This is a genomic window from Shewanella sp. 10N.286.52.B9, assembly GCF_002873635.1.
In the GTDB taxonomy this organism is placed as follows: Bacteria; Pseudomonadota; Gammaproteobacteria; order Enterobacterales; family Shewanellaceae; genus Shewanella.
The window spans coordinates 25811-43540 of record NZ_MCTY01000157.1 but is presented as its reverse complement, the minus strand read 5'-3'; the positions used below and the strand labels follow the sequence as shown (position 1 = coordinate 43540).

At 43.9% G+C, this 17730-nt stretch carries 14 protein-coding genes; 5 read left to right on the top strand and 9 right to left on the bottom strand.

What is annotated here, in order from left to right; translation table 11 throughout:
- Window positions 1-158: 158 nt before the first annotated feature.
- Entirely contained in the window at window positions 159-356 is a 198-nt protein-coding gene (locus BCU91_RS08450; protein ID WP_198589351.1) for a YheV family putative zinc ribbon protein, read from the top strand.
- 151 nt (window positions 357-507) lie between these two features.
- On the opposite strand, the gene BCU91_RS08445 is transcribed toward BCU91_RS08450, so the two are convergent.
- From BCU91_RS08445 to sfsA, 8 genes are all read right to left on the bottom strand, one after another.
- Entirely contained in the window at window positions 508-1044 is a 537-nt protein-coding gene (locus BCU91_RS08445; protein ID WP_102475919.1) for a DUF4124 domain-containing protein, read from the bottom strand.
- Between the two features lie 630 nt (window positions 1045-1674).
- On the bottom strand, window positions 1675-2520 hold the full coding sequence (gene panC / locus BCU91_RS08440; RefSeq protein ID WP_102475920.1) for a pantoate--beta-alanine ligase: 846 nt from the start codon (window positions 2518-2520) through the stop codon (window positions 1675-1677).
- 111 nt (window positions 2521-2631) lie between these two features.
- Window positions 2632-3426, bottom strand: coding sequence for a 3-methyl-2-oxobutanoate hydroxymethyltransferase (gene panB, locus BCU91_RS08435; protein ID WP_102435750.1), 795 nt, complete (start codon window positions 3424-3426; stop codon window positions 2632-2634).
- A 66-nt stretch (window positions 3427-3492) separates the two neighbouring features.
- On the bottom strand, window positions 3493-4023 hold the full coding sequence (gene folK, locus BCU91_RS08430; RefSeq protein ID WP_102435714.1) for a 2-amino-4-hydroxy-6-hydroxymethyldihydropteridine diphosphokinase: 531 nt from the start codon (window positions 4021-4023) through the stop codon (window positions 3493-3495).
- Window positions 4024-4025: 2 nt separating this feature from the next.
- On the bottom strand, window positions 4026-5363 hold the full coding sequence (locus BCU91_RS08425) for a polynucleotide adenylyltransferase PcnB (RefSeq protein ID WP_241903440.1): 1338 nt from the start codon (window positions 5361-5363) through the stop codon (window positions 4026-4028).
- Window positions 5364-5530: 167 nt separating this feature from the next.
- The gene (gene gluQRS / locus BCU91_RS08420) at window positions 5531-6409 is read right to left on the bottom strand and encodes a tRNA glutamyl-Q(34) synthetase GluQRS (protein ID WP_102435718.1); all 879 of its coding nucleotides are present in this window, start codon (window positions 6407-6409) and stop codon (window positions 5531-5533) included.
- Between the two features lie 201 nt (window positions 6410-6610).
- The gene (gene dksA, locus BCU91_RS08415) at window positions 6611-7054 is read right to left on the bottom strand and encodes an RNA polymerase-binding protein DksA (protein WP_102435720.1); all 444 of its coding nucleotides are present in this window, start codon (window positions 7052-7054) and stop codon (window positions 6611-6613) included.
- A 118-nt stretch (window positions 7055-7172) separates the two neighbouring features.
- On the bottom strand, window positions 7173-7877 hold the full coding sequence (gene sfsA / locus BCU91_RS08410; RefSeq protein ID WP_102435722.1) for a DNA/RNA nuclease SfsA: 705 nt from the start codon (window positions 7875-7877) through the stop codon (window positions 7173-7175).
- Between the two features lie 142 nt (window positions 7878-8019).
- On the opposite strand from sfsA, the gene pepB reads away from it, so the two are divergent.
- Complete coding sequence (pepB, locus tag BCU91_RS08405; protein WP_102531280.1) at window positions 8020-9294, top strand: aminopeptidase PepB; 1275 nt, start codon at window positions 8020-8022, stop codon at window positions 9292-9294.
- A 68-nt stretch (window positions 9295-9362) separates the two neighbouring features.
- On the opposite strand, the gene thpR is transcribed toward pepB, so the two are convergent.
- On the bottom strand, window positions 9363-9914 hold the full coding sequence (gene thpR / locus BCU91_RS08400) for an RNA 2',3'-cyclic phosphodiesterase (protein ID WP_157936280.1): 552 nt from the start codon (window positions 9912-9914) through the stop codon (window positions 9363-9365).
- A gap of 199 nt (window positions 9915-10113) precedes the next feature.
- On the opposite strand from thpR, the gene BCU91_RS08395 reads away from it, so the two are divergent.
- The 3 genes from BCU91_RS08395 (at window position 10114) to mrcB (ending at window position 17594) form a co-directional block, all read left to right on the top strand.
- Window positions 10114-12354: an EAL domain-containing protein gene (locus BCU91_RS08395; protein ID WP_241904055.1), complete on the top strand. Its 2241-nt coding sequence runs from the start codon at window positions 10114-10116 to the stop codon at window positions 12352-12354.
- Between the two features lie 159 nt (window positions 12355-12513).
- On the top strand, window positions 12514-15123 hold the full coding sequence (gene hrpB / locus BCU91_RS08390; protein WP_102531278.1) for an ATP-dependent helicase HrpB: 2610 nt from the start codon (window positions 12514-12516) through the stop codon (window positions 15121-15123).
- Window positions 15124-15350: 227 nt separating this feature from the next.
- A complete protein-coding gene (mrcB, locus tag BCU91_RS08385) occupies window positions 15351-17594 on the top strand; it encodes a penicillin-binding protein 1B (protein ID WP_102475942.1) in 2244 nt (747 codons plus the stop codon).
- Window positions 17595-17730 lie beyond the last annotated feature (136 nt).

Sequence of the window (17730 nt, the reverse complement as noted above, 5' to 3'; positions counted from 1 at the left end):
CAACTTGATTGGAGTGAATACGTAAAGTGCAGTGATAATAACGTATCCCAATGCTGAATGACATTTTATTTCTGTGAAATAGTGAGACGCTTTGGCTGAAATCATGGCAAAATAGCGTCACAGGAATTGCACAATTACATTAGAAAAATAACAACATTATGCCAAAAATTAAAAAGCGCTTCGTTGCAGGAGCAAAATGTCCTAAATGTCACGCCCAAGACAGTATCGTATTATTCAAAGAAAATGGTATTGAAACTGTGGAATGTACTGATTGTGATTACCGAGAGCAACAAACGGAAGCTAAAGTGGCTGAAAAAGCCAATGGCAATATGATCGGAGTATTTAAGCCAGATTAGCGGCTGGAGTAACTGGCTTTGCTTCTCAAGAATATTGAGTTTGGCCTAGTGTTTAAGTTGATACAGGCTGTTTAAGTTGAGGCTAGCTGGTGAGGTCGATAATCAGTACTTAGCTAAAATGAAAGCGACTAAAAATCACTTTTAGTCGCGGCTAGCCTTCTTTTTGTGCCAGTGATGTTGGCGCATCACTTTCTTCGATGATTTTCTTTTTATGATCAGTTAATACGATGATAACTTGACGATTATTGCTCATAAGCTCGTCAAAGCGTGAATTGATTTCTTTCAAATCTTTAATGTAATCAGGGTCATCTTTTTCTTTTTTATGCCAATAGCGATTACGATCAAGTTTTTGGATTTCACTGGCGCGCAGAATTTCGAAGTAGCTGTTTTCTTGCTTCAATCGATACACTTCACTATCAAGCAGCTGAATTAACTTCTCTTTTGAAATGGTTTTTTTCTTCAGTAGGGCTTTGAGCGGGTCTTCTTTAAGGACAACTTTATCAGAGTCGATTTCGGTAGTGATCCCTAATTGAAATTCAATTTTGTGCTGACGATACTCTTTCGGGCAGACAGTTTGACTAAAGACGACGCGTTCATCTTTCATGCATTTATAAATGCCATTGGCTGATGCGATAGGGCTTGCAATCAACGCTAGCAAAATGAATGTTTGTAATAGTCTACTTGGCATGCGGCCACAGATCCTTTTGTCTAACCGATATCGTATCAACTTAGGTGTTGGGTTTATATCAGAAGGTTACCGCTTGGAGGCTCAATATCCATTGAGTTCCGCTGGTTGTTAATTATTATAGTCGGTTATTGCTGTAATGCTTTAGCATACTTTTTAACTATGGCTTAATTTTGGTGAGAATGCCAGTTTTTTGACGCTGGTTTTATAATGTAATAGTAAAAAATCACTATAAATTTGTAATACTTAGTAGACAGTGGGTTAAGTCTTACACTGTCAATGGCGAATGGCTTAACGACTAAAAGTAAGGTTATTGATTCGGTGAGGTTTTCGCCAAAATTCAGTAATAAGTATTACAAAGTGATGATATGTTTCTGATTTAGCAATTACGATCGTAAGGCTTAGTGAATCCTCTTCTAAGTATTACTATCGAACAAGCCAACTAGCGAATGACTTAACGGCTAAAACTCAGGTTGTCGATTAGGCGAATATTGGCTAAAAAGGGCAGTAAAGCGAATTTCAAAATAACTATCTATTTGGATTAAAAATCATAATCATAATCAGAGTCAGCAATTAGACTAGTAAGACTTAGTGAATTCTCTTCTAAGTCTTACTAACGAACAAGCCAATGGTTTAACGACTAAAAGTTAGATTGTCGATTAGGCGAGTATTGCCCAGATAGGCCGCGACAAGTATAACAAAATGGTTATCTTCAGCTGTCACTGGGGCTAAAGTCGCTGCGTTTCTTACCGCTAAAAAGTCCATTTTAAAACCTGCATCAATGAGCTGTTGTTTAGCTACTTCAATGGCTAGCTCAATGGTTTCTCCAGCGGTCACTTGAGCGGCAACATAATCCATTACCTTCTTTATGCTTGTGGCTTGGATTTTTTGCTGGGCAGATAAATAGCCATTTCTAGAGCTCATAGCGAGCCCTGATGCTTCTCGAACAGTGTCGATGCCGATGATGTCGATAGGCAGAGATAAGTCTTCAACCATGGCGGTGATGACCATCAACTGTTGATAATCTTTACGACCAAATAGGGCGATATCCGCTTGAACAATATTAAATAGTTTACAAACTATGGTTGCCACACCGCGGAAGTGTCCGGGACGACTGGCGCCGCAAAACTCTTCGCCTATTTTAGGTACTTCAACAAAGGTCTGATTCTCTAAGCCTTTAGGGTAAATAATCTCTGGTGTCGGTGTGAATAGTAGCTCTGCACCCGCATTAATCAGTGCATTCTGATCATCTGCTAGGGTGCGCGGGTAAGCTGCTAAATCTTCATGTTGTCCAAACTGCATTGGATTAACAAAAATAGACACCACCACATGATCGGCTCTTTTAAGCGCTTCAGTAACTAATCTAATGTGACCTTGGTGTAAATTGCCCATGGTTGGCACAAACGCAACGGTTTCACCTTGCATATGCCATTGCTTTACTTGCTTTCTAATCTCAGCAATATTCGCGGTGGTGATCATCATTTTTACCTAAACTATTTATCCAAAATATCTATCGATTTAATTAATTGGTTCACTATTAATTAATTGGTTCACTATTAATTAATTGGTTCACTATTAATTGGTTCACTATTAATTAAATGAGTGTTCATCAGCAGGGAAACTGCCATTGGCAACTTCTTCGATATAGGCTCTTATTGCCGCGCGTATTTCGCCAGTTTGCTTGAGGTAGTTTTTAGAAAACTTTGGAATGTAACCACTGGAGATCCCCAGTACATCATGCATGACCAAAATTTGGCCATCAGTATCAGGACCTGCACCAATACCAATTACCGGTATGGTAAGCGCTTCAGAGATTTTTTTCGCGAGTGCAGTTGGAATGCATTCAACTACTAATAATTGCGCGCCAGCGGCTTCTAAAGCTTTGGCATCATCAATCATACGTTGGGCTTTATCTTCTTCTCGGCCCTGAATTTTAAAGCCACCAAATACGTGTACTGATTGCGGAGTTAACCCAAGGTGAGCACAGACAGGAATACCGCGTTCAGTGAGCATTTTAACGCTTTCAAGTAGCCATTCACCACCTTCCATTTTTACCATGGTTGCACCTGCTTGCATTAGGGTGCTGGCATTGCGCATGGTTTGTTCCGGTGTGGCGTAACTCATAAAAGGCATATCTGCGATAAGTAGGGCGCGTTTACAACCGCGGCTGACGCTGGCGGTGTGATAAGCAATGTCATCAACGGTCACAGGTAAGGTGTCATTGTGGCCTTGGAGCACCATGCCTAAGGAGTCGCCAACAAGAAGCACATCGACACCTTCGCTATCAAATGCGCCGGCAAAGCTGGCATCATAAGCGGTAAGGGCGGTAAATTTTTTACCTTCTTGTTTGAATTTTATCAGGGTTGAGCTAGTGACTTTTGACATAATAAACTCTGCAAAGAAATCATATTCAAATAATGGAAATACACTCTGAGCTACCATTACAATGGGTTAAATTTGAATTAACTCAGCTCGCATTTCAGTGGTAATAAGGTGTTGTAATTTAGTGTTACATGGTAGCACTAAATCGGCAGCAATATCTGCCAGTGGTATTAGCACAAAACTGCGTTGTTTCATGCCGTAATGGGGGACTGTTAATCTCGGTAAATCAACCATTAGCTCGCCATATAATAAAATATCGAGATCTAATGTTCTTGGTCCCCAGCGCAAATCTCTCACTCTACCTTGCTCATTCTCAATGGCCTGAAGGGCATCAAGTAAATCGATAGGGCTAAGAGTGGTGCTAAAGCTAACTACGGCATTGACATAGTCAGGTTGCTTTACATCGCCCATTGGTCGTGAGCGATAATAATGAGAGACCTTTATATGATGATCTTGCCCTAAGCTTTTTATTGCAGTAACTGCATTATCTAATTGCTGCTCTGGGTTTTCAAGGTTAGCGCCAAGGGCAACAAATACCCTTGTTGCCTTTTCAGCGGCTTTGGTCGCCCTAGTGTGAACCTTAAGTGGTTTATGACTCATTGTTATTCTTGAGTATTAGCAGGCTTTGGAGCTGACTTAGGCTTATTAGGGCGTCTACGTTTACGCTGCTGGGCGTTACGATTTCTGCTTGGGCCATTCTTGTTACCGCTTTTGGCGATATCAGTACGTTGTTGCTCATCGGCTTCAACAAATGACTGCCACCAATTGGCAATTTTACCAATATTGCCCGCTTCGGCTTCGCCGCGCAGTAATAATAAATCATAAGCAGCGCGGAATTTAGGGTGCTCTAATAATTTGAAGGCACGGGTGCCTTGGCTACGTTCTAGACGCAATTGTAGCTGCCAAATATCTTTTGCCGGAGTACTGAAGCGGCGTGGAATGCTAATGGTGCGACATTGCTGCTCCATCACATCACCCATAGCGGCAACATGAGCATCGTAATGACTTAAGCCACTTTCTAAGGCAATATCATCAGCACGTTGCTTGAGTGGATACCACAATAATGCCGCATAAAAGAAGGCGGGCGTTACCGGTTTATCTTGGCTGACGCGTAAGTCGGTACTGGCCATGACTGCCGTTAGCATTTTAGCGGTATTGCCACTGGGTTGCTCTTTGATTAACGCAGCAATTTGCGGAAATAGCGGCGCAAATAAACCAAAATCTTGCATCATGTTGTAGTTAGCTTCTGCTTTGCCAGCAAAAAATAACTTTAGCACTTCTTCGTACATACGCGCTGCAGGGATATCTTTTAATAATGGCGCTAATTCTTTTATTGGCGCAGCCGTTACCGGCTCAATGGTCATATCCAGTTTGGTAGCAAAGCGCACCGCACGTAACATCCGCACCGGATCTTCACGGTAACGAGTTTCAGGATCGCCAATCAGCTTGATGACTCTAGCATCGATATCATGAATACCACCGCCGTAGCTGTGGATAGAGTAGTCGCTAATGTCGTAATACAGGGCGTTAATAGTAAAGTCGCGACGTTCAGCGTCTTCATCTATTTCACCGTAGACATTGTCACGAAGTAGACGACCTTCAGCATTGGATTTGGAAATTTTGTCATCATTTTCATTGTGATGACCACGGAAGGTGGCGACTTCGATAACATCACGGCCAAAAACAATGTGTGCCAATCTAAATCTGCGGCCCACTAAGCGTGAATTTCTAAAGAGCTTTTTAATTTCTTCAGGGGTCGCATTGGTGACCACATCAAAATCTTTCGGCTCCATACCTAATAGAATGTCACGAACACCACCGCCAACTAGGTAAGCTTTATAGCCAGATTTACTGAGTCTATAGAGTACTTTTAACGCATTTTCACTTATTTGGCGTCGAGAAATAGTATGGGCATCTCTGGTGACAATGTCCAAACGCAGGCCGTCATCTTGGCTTTGTGGCTCAATGACAGGAGTGGTTTTATTGTCTTCAAACAGCTGTTTGCAGAATTGACTTATACGGCGAAAAATAATACACCTCGAACGACATTATTAAATGGTTAAAAATCTGGCGGCTATGATATACCAAATGTTACTGAATGAGTATATCACTGCTCAATCAGAATCTCAGATAGTTGTGGAATTTGGCTAATCGCAAATTGCTCTGCGGCCTGTTTTAGCATGACATCGACATCATCAATATCAACTTGTTGTTGCCCAAGAAAGCGCAATGCGGCATTGATGCTGGCTTGGGGACGTTTTCGATCAATGGCATTAGCATAATTTTGCTTTGATAATTTAAACCCTGGCTTGGTGCAGGCTAAAGGTAGATGCAGCCAATTGGGGGAGTTAAAGCCCAAAATATTATTCATGCTTATTTGGCGGCAGCTGGTTTCCAGTAGATCGCAGCCTCTGACTATTTCAGTGATCTGTTGAAAGGCATCATCTAACACCACAGCTAATTGATAGGCGTAAAGGCCATCACTGCGTTTGATGATAAAGTCTTCAGCCGCAAAGCTGTGCTTTACCGTGACACTTCCCATCACTAAATCAGTAAAATGTTCAACCTGGGCGCTATTTCTGATACGAACGGCGCCTTGGGTTAATCGAGGGCGTAGCTGACCACAGCGGCTGTCATAAACGCCGCCCATTTGTTGAATTTTTTTTCGAGTGCAATGGCAAAAATAGCTAAGATCTTCTTTTAAGAGCTGCTCAATATGCTGCTGATAGATATCAAGCCGATGGCTTTGAAATAGCTCTGTATCATCCCAATGCAGGCCATAAGCCTCTAAGGTGGTCAATATATCACTGCTTGCACCAGCCACTTCTCTTGGTGGATCTATATCTTCAATCCTGACGAGCCATTTACCCTGTTGCTGTTTTGCCCGCAGGTAACTGCCAAGGGCTGCAATAAGGGATCCAAAATGTAACGGGCCAGATGGGGACGGAGCAAAGCGACCAATATAAGCGGATGAGTTCAGCGACATAGCTTTTGCCTCGATTTATTGGTGTCGACCTAAAAGGTTACTACTTTTATGCCATAGCCGATAAACAAGTTCTGTTAATCCTAAAAGTAAAAATCAAAAAATACAAAAGGCGAGAATAATCTCGCCTTTTGGTATCAATACTGCCCCGCCTCATAAATAGCAAGCTAGCAGTTTTGCTGTGTGACAAATGCATGGGCTATATTAGCCAGCCATTTGTCTTTCTTTTATTTCTGCAAGCGTCTTACAATCGATACATTGATCAGCTGTTGGACGTGCTTCTAAACGGCGAATACCGATTTCAACACCACATGAATCACAGAAACCGAAATCGTCTTCTTCAATTTTTTGTAGTGTTTTTTCAATTTTCTTGATCAGCTTACGTTCTCTGTCGCGTGCTCGAAGCTCTAAGCTAAATTCTTCTTCTTGAGCTGCACGGTCAACAGGATCTGGAAAATTAGCAGCTTCATCTTGCATATGGTTCAAGGTGCGATCAACTTCTTCGCGTAACTGATTACGCCAAGCGTCTAAGATGATCTTAAAATGAGAGCGTTGCTCTTCACCCATATACTCCTCGCCAGCTTTCTCCTGGTAAGGTTCTACACCTGCGATAGCGAGTACGCCAAGTTTTTTGGTGCCTTCAGGCATAACGCATCTCCTGTAATAATTAGTGATTTTATGTGCGTCTAAAATTTATGGCCGCTATCTATAGCAGAAACTCTAGAGCGTGGCAAATTATTTGATTAGTAAGTTATACTTTTTTGAACTAAACAATGACTTTGCACTTACGAGTAATTTTGCTGGATAGCGCCGACAGTTCGGTTTGATATGCTAACACTTCAACCCCACTGTTAACTGCTTGCTTTAATAATTGTGCATATTGTGGATCGATATGCGCAGCAGCTTGAACGAGATTAATGCCGCTATGTTGGACGACAAAAAGTAATACCGCTCTGTGACCTAGACTAGCCATATGCATTAACTCACGCAAATGCTTTTGTCCACGAGTGGTAACTGAGTCAGGAAAGTAGCCTACTGCTTGCTCTAATAATGTACAGCTCTTTATCTCAACGTAACATAAAGGTTTAGTTTCATCACTGAGTAAAATGTCGATACGACTATTTTCATCACCATATTTCACTTCTCTTTTTAGTGATGCATAACCGCTAAGTTCAGTAATGACACCATTACTAATCGCCTCTTCGGCTAATGCATTGGCGCGGCCGGTATTAATGCCAATTAAATGATTGTCGGGGGTGGCACTGAGCTCCCAAGTATTTGGGTATTTTCTTTTGGGGTTATCTGAGCTGGAAAACCAAACTGTTTCACCGGGAAACAAACAGTTTTTCATCGAACCAGTATTGGGGCAGTGAATGGTGATTTCGCTACCATCATCAAGTTGCACATCGGCCAGAAAACGTTTGTAACGCCTCAATAAAGTACCTTGTTGTAAGGGAGGGCTAAAGTCCATTAAAAAGAATGCTCCTAAAATTATTTATTAACAATTATTTTTACTAAATGATGCTGAATTAGTCACGTTCATTTAGTGATTTACAGTACACTTAGCTTATTGGTTATCTAAGTTACAACGCAAGCATAACAAGGACATTACAATGGAAATTATGACGATTACCCTAACACGAGAAGCGCCACAGAGCCTTTGGGGTAAAGCAGATGTGAGCTTTCAAGGCCATCAAGCGCTGATCCATTTATCTGCAGCAGATGAATTACGTCAAGTACAAATGGCGGCTAGAAAAATTCGTAGTCAGGGTATTAGCAAGGTGCAGCTTGACGGTGAGTTATGGAGCCTTGATTCGCAATGGGCTTTTTCTCAAGGTTTTACCACGGCCAAAGGCCCATTTGAAGTACTCTGGTGTGGTGACGTGAGCACTCAAGCCACTTTATCTCATCGCTTTGAAGCGGCAAGTTTCGCGCGCAAATTAGTTAACGAAACCCCTGAAGAATTGTCTCCGGTTATTCTTGCCGAGCACGCAGCAAACTGGCTCAAAGACATTGGTGGCGACAAGGTCAGTTTTGATATTTTTGAAGGCCAAGAATTACTCGAAAAACAATGGATTGGTTTACATGCGGTTGGCCGTGGCAGTGAGCGTCCGCCAGCGATGCTAGTGCTTGATTTTAATCCACTCGCAGCCGATGCCAAAGTATCCACCGCTCTTGTGGGCAAGGGCATTACCTTTGACTCTGGCGGTTACAGCATTAAGCCTTCAGAGGGCATGCTGGATATGAAATGCGATATGGGCGGCGCGGCAACAGTGACAGCAGCGCTGGGTCTAGCCATGAAAGCCGGTCTGAATAAGCGGGTTAAATTGTTTCTGTGTTGCGCCGAAAACCTCATCAGTGGCAACGCTTACAAGTTAGGTGATATTTTAACCTACAAAAATGGCGTTACCGTTGAAGTGGTTAATACCGATGCTGAAGGGCGTTTAGTGTTAGCTGACGGACTGCAGGCAGCATCAGATACCGGTGCTGAATTAATTATTGATGCGGCAACACTGACAGGCGCGGCTATGGCGGCTGTAGGGACAAATTACAACGCGATTTTTTCACCGCAAATGGAAACCCTGCAATTAGCACAACAAAAAGCGGCTACAGTCGCTGAAAATGTCTGGCCACTGCCATTGGATGCTTGGCATAAAGATATGTGTCCTTCTCCTTATGCCGATACTGCCAATAGTCGTGCAATGAAAGGTGGCGGTGCAGGCGGCGCATCAAATGCAGCAGGCTTCTTGTGGCGCTTTGTAAGCCCAGGGGTTAACTGGTTGCACATGGATTTAGCTGGTGCATATGCATCATCGGCTACGCCATTATGGAGCGCTGGCGCAACAGCTCATGGAGTATTGACCATCGCGGCAATGTTAGAGCGATAAAGCCTATAACTCTTCAGGTTTTAGCTATAGATTCGAGAAACGAAAGCTGCCTAGGCAGCTTTTTTTCGTTATGGCTGTAAAGGCCACTGTTGCAGTGGTTTATATATAAGCCCTTGAGTACTGCTAATGGATTCATAGAGGGTTAAATTGCGGGCTTTTGTGTTTATAGCTTCAGTGAGTGCAGGTAACTTATCTATAAGGGCTGCAGGCTCTGACACAGCTCTAAATAAGCTGATATGGGGTCTAAATTCATGCTGAGTTTGATAAAGGTTTAAGTGTGATGTCATTAATTTTAAGCTGTGGGCAATATGCGCCAACGCTTTTTCGGCATCACCCTGAATGCACAAGACTTTCGCTTTAGGCCAGTAAGCAAGTTGTTGCAGTGGTTGTTCAAAAGCGCTGAAATGCTGCTCGGTGATATACCGATCAATCTGCAGCATCTGATTAGAACTAATTTTGCCTAAAAATGCAGCGGTTAGATGTAAATTCTCCCGCTTAACGGCGCTAACCTGTATACTCAGATGCGGCATTAATTGCTGCTGATATTGGCTCAATTGAGTGCGGTTTGACTCTGATAATGCAATGGCAATAAAACAACGTTTATGGTGATTTTTAGTCATGGGTCTCCTTAACGCCATTGATCCTTATCTGTTGTTAGCATTATTTTTTATTATTATGACGTTTATCGTCAAAGACATGTTAGCTTAATCGACGGCAACAGTTTACGGTTAGGTAAATTAACAGCAAGACCAGTGAAGCTCCGTTTAGAGGGATACTGTATAATGACAGCAAAAATGCTGCGAATGAATGAGTCATTGAATGAACAATAGTGAACTGAAATCAGTATGGGCTAGCCCGCAGTCTGCTGAATTAAATCACTACCTGTGCTGTGATAAGGTTATGGCTGAGATTGATGCATTGCAACTGCAATTAGGCGTCGATGAAATCGTGGTTTTACTATCCCAAACAACTGAAAGTCTAACCAGTGGTAAAGTTTACCATGCCAAGGCGTTGCAAGCTTATCAGCATCAAGATCAATTTCAACAGCATCTTCAGCGCCAACCTAATAACGCACGAATAGGCCAATCACTCGCTGCCTTGCCTGATTTATGTGAACAATTACTCGCACAAGATAGTGCTGATATCAATGCCACAACAAGTCTTTTGCAGCGTCAAATAACTGATTTTGTTCAGTCACGGTCCGAGGTGTTTTCACTCTCTTTGAGTGAAGCGGTGCAAATAGGCAATACCAGGTTGATTTTTTTACCACTAAAATATCAATTAAATTGGCAACTTGAGGCCTCGGATGGTGTCAATTGTCCTATGACAAAGCTTAACGAGGCTAGCCTAAAGCTGGCATCTGAAGCTGAGCTGGCTCGCGTATCGCAATTATTAACAAACAAAGAAGCCCAATACCTTGAGCTTTTTCAGCAACTGCCGGTAGCCTGTTCGCTCATTGATAAGGACAACTGTATTAGCAGTAAAAATCAAGTGGCTAGCCAAATTTTTTCGTCAATCAGTAATCAAAGTTTATATTCATTAATCAATGCAGATGACCACATATTGTTGGATGATTGCCTACACATTGTCAGAGATGGAGCACTGCATCAGTCATGGTGTGAAGTTCCACTGGTTAAAGCGGGTGTGACTCACTGGTATAAACTTAGCTTTTGCCGCGCATTAGACATAGAGCAGCAATTATTGATGATGATTGAAGATGTGTCAGAACGCTACCGTTTAGCCGATGAGCTGTCATTTCAATCCAACTATGATCCGCTCACAGGTCTGCCGAATCGGTTACAGTTTGAGGCAATGCTTGAAGAATTAATTGAGCATAAAGATCGCTTGCCTGTGTGTGTTGCCTTTATGGATCTTGATCAATTTCAAGTGGTTAATGATATCAGTGGTCATCAAGCTGGGGATGAATTGTTACGTCAGGTGTCTAAGCGTCTGAGCTACTTACTGCGTCATGGCGATGTCGTTGCCCGTTTAGGCGGCGATGAATTTGGCATTTTAATGTTCCAAGCGGATAAAGAGTCAGCCGAGCAAGTGGGCAACCGCATTTGCCAGCAATTATCCGAACATGAATTTATTTGGGGCGAAGTCAGCCATAATATTGGCGTTAGTATGGGTATGACTCAACTGGATGCGAAGTCAGAAGACATTTACCGCATTATGAGTCAGGCAGATGCGGCGTGTCGTATCGCCAAAGAAGATGGCCGTAATCGCTGGCATTTTTACAGTAAAAACGATCCCCAAGTACATCATTTATATAATCAAATGCTGGCCTCCGTTGATATAGTCTCGGCACTGGCGCTTAATCAGTTTGAATTATTTTATCAACTCATAGAACCGCTAAATTCTGACGACCGTGGCATTCACATGGAAATCTTATTGCGCATGGTGCAAGAGGATGGCCGTTTTGTATCACCAGGGGTGTTTTTACCTGCAGCAGAGCGCTATAACCTAGCATCAAAAATTGATAGCTGGGTTATCGACAACCTTTTAAAGTGGGGCGCACGCAATAGCGAAATTTGGTCACAATTATCAATGGTGTCGCTAAATTTGTCAGCGCTGTCATTATCCGATAGTAAGTTTATGGACTGGTTAGAAATACGCTTGATGGTTGAGCCCGAACTGGTGTCTAAGTTGTGTTTTGAAATCACAGAAACCGCCGCTATTAGTCAACTCGAACAGGCCACCACCTTGATTGAGCTATTAAAACCTTTAGGTTGCAAGCTGGCTTTGGACGATTTCGGATCGGGCTTTTCAAGTTTTGCTTATTTGAAATGCTTAGATGTGGACTATGTCAAAATTGACGGTCAGTTTGTGGTTAATGTCTGTGACGACCGCAGTGATAAAGCCATTGTCTCGGCTATTTGCCAGCTGGGTAAAGATATGGACTTTGAAGTGATAGGCGAATTTGTTGAAAGCGCTGACATTGGGCGGCAATTAAAACAGCTTGGTGTTAGCTATGGCCAAGGCTACGCGATTGGAAAACCTACCCGCTTGCAGGATTTATCCTCAGGGATCAGAACGCCGTGGTTAATCGATTTATAGGCGATTAGCTTTTTCGTTTCAGTCGTTAATTGTCAATGTGTGCATGCTTCGATTTGCATATGCTTTAATCTGCCCCCGCTTCGATCTGCATAGAGCCGTAGCATCAATAATCGTTTATGAGTAAACTGAAGCCAGATTTTCGCCGTTAAAGTATCTCCTTTGAGCTCATTACCTATTCAAGCCTTATTTGCGCCATTACAACAGGCGCTGGGCGATCATTCGCAAATTATCCTCGAAGCGCCCACGGGTGCCGGTAAATCCACCGCACTACCTCTGGCAATGCTGCAGTGGCCGCAAATTAGCGGCAAAATCCTCATGCTGGAACCAAGGCGGGTTGCTGCTCGCAGTGTGGCGCAATTTATTGCTAAATCCCTAGGGGAAAAAGTCGGTGAGCGAGTGGGCTATCGGGTCAGAGGTGAGAGCCGAGTCGGGGCTAATACCCGCTTAGAAATTGTCACAGAGGGTATTTTAACGCGGATGATCCAGCAAGACCCAGAGCTTGAAGGCATAGAGGTCATTATTTTCGATGAAATCCATGAGCGTCATTTACCCACAGATCTGGGTTTAGCGCTGGCGCTAGAAGTGCAAGACTCGCTGCGCGAAGATCTTAAAATTATTGCCATGTCGGCAACCCTATCGGGCTTACCCTTAAGCCAATTAATGCCTGACGCTGCCACATTAGTAAGCCAAGGTCGAAGCTTTGATGTTGAAACGCTTTACCGACCGGTAATGGGGCAAGTGCAGTGGCTAAGTCATTTAAGCCAAGTGGTTATCGACAGTGTCAGCAGTAGCAACACAGTCCCAAGCGACTACCAACATGGCTCGGTGTTGGTGTTTTTACCCGGCAAAGGGGAAATTAATCAACTGCAGCGATTATTAAGTCAGCGACTAGACCCAAATGAATTTTTATTGTGTCCCTTATACGGTGATTTATCTCCTGCTGAGCAAGATAAAGCCATTTCTCCCGCCCCTAGTGGCAAACGTAAAATCGTCATTGCCACTAATGTTGCTGAGTCGAGCTTAACCATCGATGGCATCACTATTGTGATAGACAGTGGGTATAAGCGTGAGGCAAGCTTTAACCCACGCACAGGTGTTAGTCGATTATCGTTAAGGCGTATAAGCCAAGCCTCGAGTATTCAGCGTGCAGGCCGTGCAGGGCGCTTACAAAAAGGCTGCTGCGTGAGATTGTGGGGCCAAGAAGAACAAAGTCGAATGATGGTGGCTGATGCGCCTGAAATCACCCAAAGCGAGCTGACGTCAATGGCGTTTGATTGTGCCTATTGGGGCGTGAGTGATATTGAGTCCTTACCGCTATTAACTAAGCCGCCAGCGATTCATCAACAGGTGGCGTGGCAATTACTCGCCAAGCTTGAGCTGGTGGATGAGCAACATAAAATCACCGCGCAAGGCCAAGCGGCCTATGAGCTAGGTTGTCACCCGCGTTTAGCGCACATGTTGCTGACTTCGCAAGCCCTTGCTAAATCCCAGCAACAGGCCGACTTAGTGTTACTGGCATGTTTACTTGCTGCGGTACTCGAAGCACGAGGCTTACCTAAAAAAGGCGCTGATATCAGTCAGTACCTGGGTTTAGCGACCCAAGGACAAATGGCAACCCAAGTGAATAAATGGCAGCGGGCGCTATCTGCTAAAGGCGATATCAAGCAAGTGGCTCGCGACGCCGCCAGTCGTGATATTAGTTTATTATTGGCGCTGGCATACCCCGACAGAATTGCCAAAGCCCGCGGGAAACTAGGTTTTGCCCTCAGTAACGGCACTGGGGTTACTATTGATGCTGAAGATGCTATGGCTAATCAAGCTTGGTTAGTGGTGGCCGATTTTCAAGAAACCCAAGGCCGCAATGCAGGAGGAGTCTATCTTGCTGCGGCAATCAACCCTGAGCATTTCCAGCAAGAGCTTAAATTTTTAACCCATGAGGTTAAAATTTGTCAGTGGGATGAAACCAAAGGGCGCTTTTTTGCTGAAAAGCAAACCCGAGTGGGTGAGGTTATTATACAGCGCGCTCAAGAAACTCAGGTAGATAATAAATTAATCCAGCAAGCGTTATTGAGTCACATCCGCGCGAAAGGCTTAACTGTGCTGGATTTGGGCGAAAGTTTTTTGCAATTACAATATCGACTGAAGTTAGCCCAGCAATTTGCGCCGCAACATGATTGGCCAAACCTTGATGATGCCAGCTTGCTAGCAAGCTTAGAGCAGTGGTTAGCGCCATATTTAGCTGAGGTGAATTCCATTGCCAAATTACAAAAACTTGATACCTTTGGCCATGTGAAAAATCTGCTGACATGGCAGCAACAGCAAACATTGAATGAATTGCTTCCCACTCATTGGCAAATGGCTACCGGCACCCGAGCACCGATTGAGTATCAAGTGGTCGCTGCTCAGGCCGTAGAAAGTGAAGCCGATGGCAGCGATAGTGATAAGCAAAGCATGGAAAATGATGCCGCCGACAGCAATAAGGCCGTCAGCGGTAGAGCGCTATTAAAAGTACGCCTGCAAGAGGCTTTAGGTTTATCACAAAGTCCGCTATTACTTCATGGTAAGCTCACTGTCACCATGGAATTATTGTCGCCAGCCCAGCGACCTATTGCTGTAACCGCAGATTTAGCCAGTTTTTGGCAAGGCCCATATATTGAAGTAAAAAAAGAAATGCGTGGCCGTTATCCCCGCCATTTATGGCCTGACGATCCGGTTAATACAACCGCCACTAAATTTACTAAAAAGAAGACGCCAGGCTTAAATTGCTAATGGCGATAAAGAATTAAAAAAAGATGACAGAAACGACAAAGATGATGGCTCCTCAAGCGCCTAAAAAAAATGTAGCGAAAAAGCCTGCAGAAAAGCAATCGGTTCCTAAAACAGCAGCGCCTAAAACGCCAGCGACCAAAACTGCTGCGACGAAAAAAAACGCCAGCAAAAAAGCGGCGACTAAAAAGCCTAGAGTAAAAAGGGTCGTTGCTAAAGCTAAGCCGTCAATGTGGAAAAAACTGTGGTCAATCGGCTGGAAACTCGGCTTGATTGGCATCGTGGTGGTGAGCTCTTACGGCATCTATTTAGATCAAATTATTGCCCGTAAATTTGAAGGGCAAAAATGGCACTTACCCGCACAAGTGTTTAGCCGTTCAATGGCCATTTATCCCGGCGCAGCCATAAACCATCCGCAGCTAATGGCGGAGCTAAAACTGCTTGGTTATCGTAAAGTGGCCAACCCTCGTCAAGTGGGCGAGTTTTCAGCATCCAGTAGTAAAATTGAGCTTTGGCGTCGACCATTTTTACACCCAGAAGGCGATCAAGCAGCTCAGCGGGTGATGATTTCATTTGACTCTCAAGGGGTCAACTCAGTGCAGCGCATGAGTGATAAGCGTCAATTAGCAGTATTTCATTTAGAGCCAGTATTGCTGGATCGCATTTTGGCTTCTGGCGCTGAAGACCGATTATTTGTGCCTACCACAGAAATGCCCCAAGCTATTGTCGATGCCCTGATTTTGGTCGAAGATCGCAGTTTTTATCAGCATCATGGGGTTAATCCATTTGCCATTCTCCGCGCCGCTATCGTCAATGTGACCGCCGGGCGCACAGTTCAAGGTGGTTCAACCTTAACTCAGCAATTAGCCAAAAACTTCTTTTTAACCAGTGAGCGCTCAATTGTGCGTAAAATCCGTGAAGCCTTAATGGCAATCATCATTGATTTTCGATACAGCAAAGAAGAGATACTCGAGGCTTATTTAAATGAAGTGTATATGGGGCAAGACAAGGCGCGTGGCGTTCATGGTATGGGCTTGGCGTCGCAGTTTTACTTCGGCCGTCCTATCGCGGAGCTAACAGTATCCCAACAAGCCTTTTTAATTGCCGCCATTAAAGGGCCATCATACTACAACCCTTGGCGCTCACCTGAGCGGGCGCAAAATCGCCGCGACTTGGTGCTGCGATTACTGATGGAAGATGATCGCTTAACCGTTGAGCAATACAAAGCGGCGGTAGAATCACCACTCGGGCTGCGTGATTTTAATAAATCAGTACATCAAAAACTGCCAGCTTTCTTTGCGGTGGTAAAACAAGAGTTACGAACGCGTTATGGTGATAGCTTACTGCAGCAATCAGGGGTCAAGGTATACACCACCTTAGATCCTATGGCTCAAGATGCCGCCGAAAAAGCAGTCGTTAGCACCATGAAGTCACTGGATGAACGCACTAAAAACGTGCAAGTAGGGATGGTGGTAACTGACAAATACACCGATGGCATTGCCGCCATGGTAGGGGATAGAGTGCCAAGCTTTGACGGCTTTAACCGCGCAGTGGAAATTCGCCGCCCGATTGGCTCGTTAGTGAAACCATTTGTGTATGCCACTGCATTGCAACAAGGCAGTAAATATAATTTGGCGACCCCAATAGCTGACAAACCGATCACCTTACAAAATGGTCAAGGTAAAACCTGGTCGCCACAAAATGTGGATCGAAAATTCCGTCAACAGGTGCCATTATTAGATGCATTTAAAAACTCAATGAATGTACCAACGGTGAATATTGGTATTGAATTAGGCGTTGATAATGTCGCTAAAACCATGGCTAATGCGGGTTGGTCCGATGCTATACCTCGCTATCCATCAATGTTGTTAGGGGCCATTAATGGCTCACCTTATATGGTGGCGCAGGCTTATCAAACCATTGCCAATAATGGCCGTTATCGACCATTAACATCAATAACTGCGGTGCTTGATACTAATAATCAACCATTGAAGGTAACGCGTGAAAGTGCCGTTCAAGGAATGGATCCTGCAACCGATTTCTTGGTGCAATATGCGATGAATCAAGTGGTCAAAACCGGCACAGCTAAACGCTTGGGTCAAGCATTCCCTAATGTAGCTCTAGCGGGTAAAACCGGCACCAGTAATGATAGTCGTGACTCTTGGTTTGCAGGCTTTGATGAGCGTAACGTGGCAGCTATTTGGGTTGGTCAAGACGATAACAGTAAAACGGGTTTATATGGCTCAAGCGGCGCAATGGCAGTGTACCAAGCATTTTTAAAGCAGCGTCCGCCGTTAGGTTTAAGAATGACGCCGGCAGATGGCATAACCCAAGGTTATTTTGATAAAGACACTGGCGTGGCAAAACAAGCCGATTGTGACAATGTGATGGCGCTGCCTGCCACACGTGACAGCTACAAGCCTGCTGCAAACTGTGGTGAGCCCTTGTCTTGGTGGCAAAAAATCATCAATTAACACTCAGCTGAGTCAGCTTTATAATCTTAATGATTAATTAGGCAGAATAAAAAATGGCTACTCGTTTGAGTAGCCATTTTTATTGTGTCGGTATTTAGCGAGCTTACCTTTGGCTTAAGTTTATATCGCTTAACTA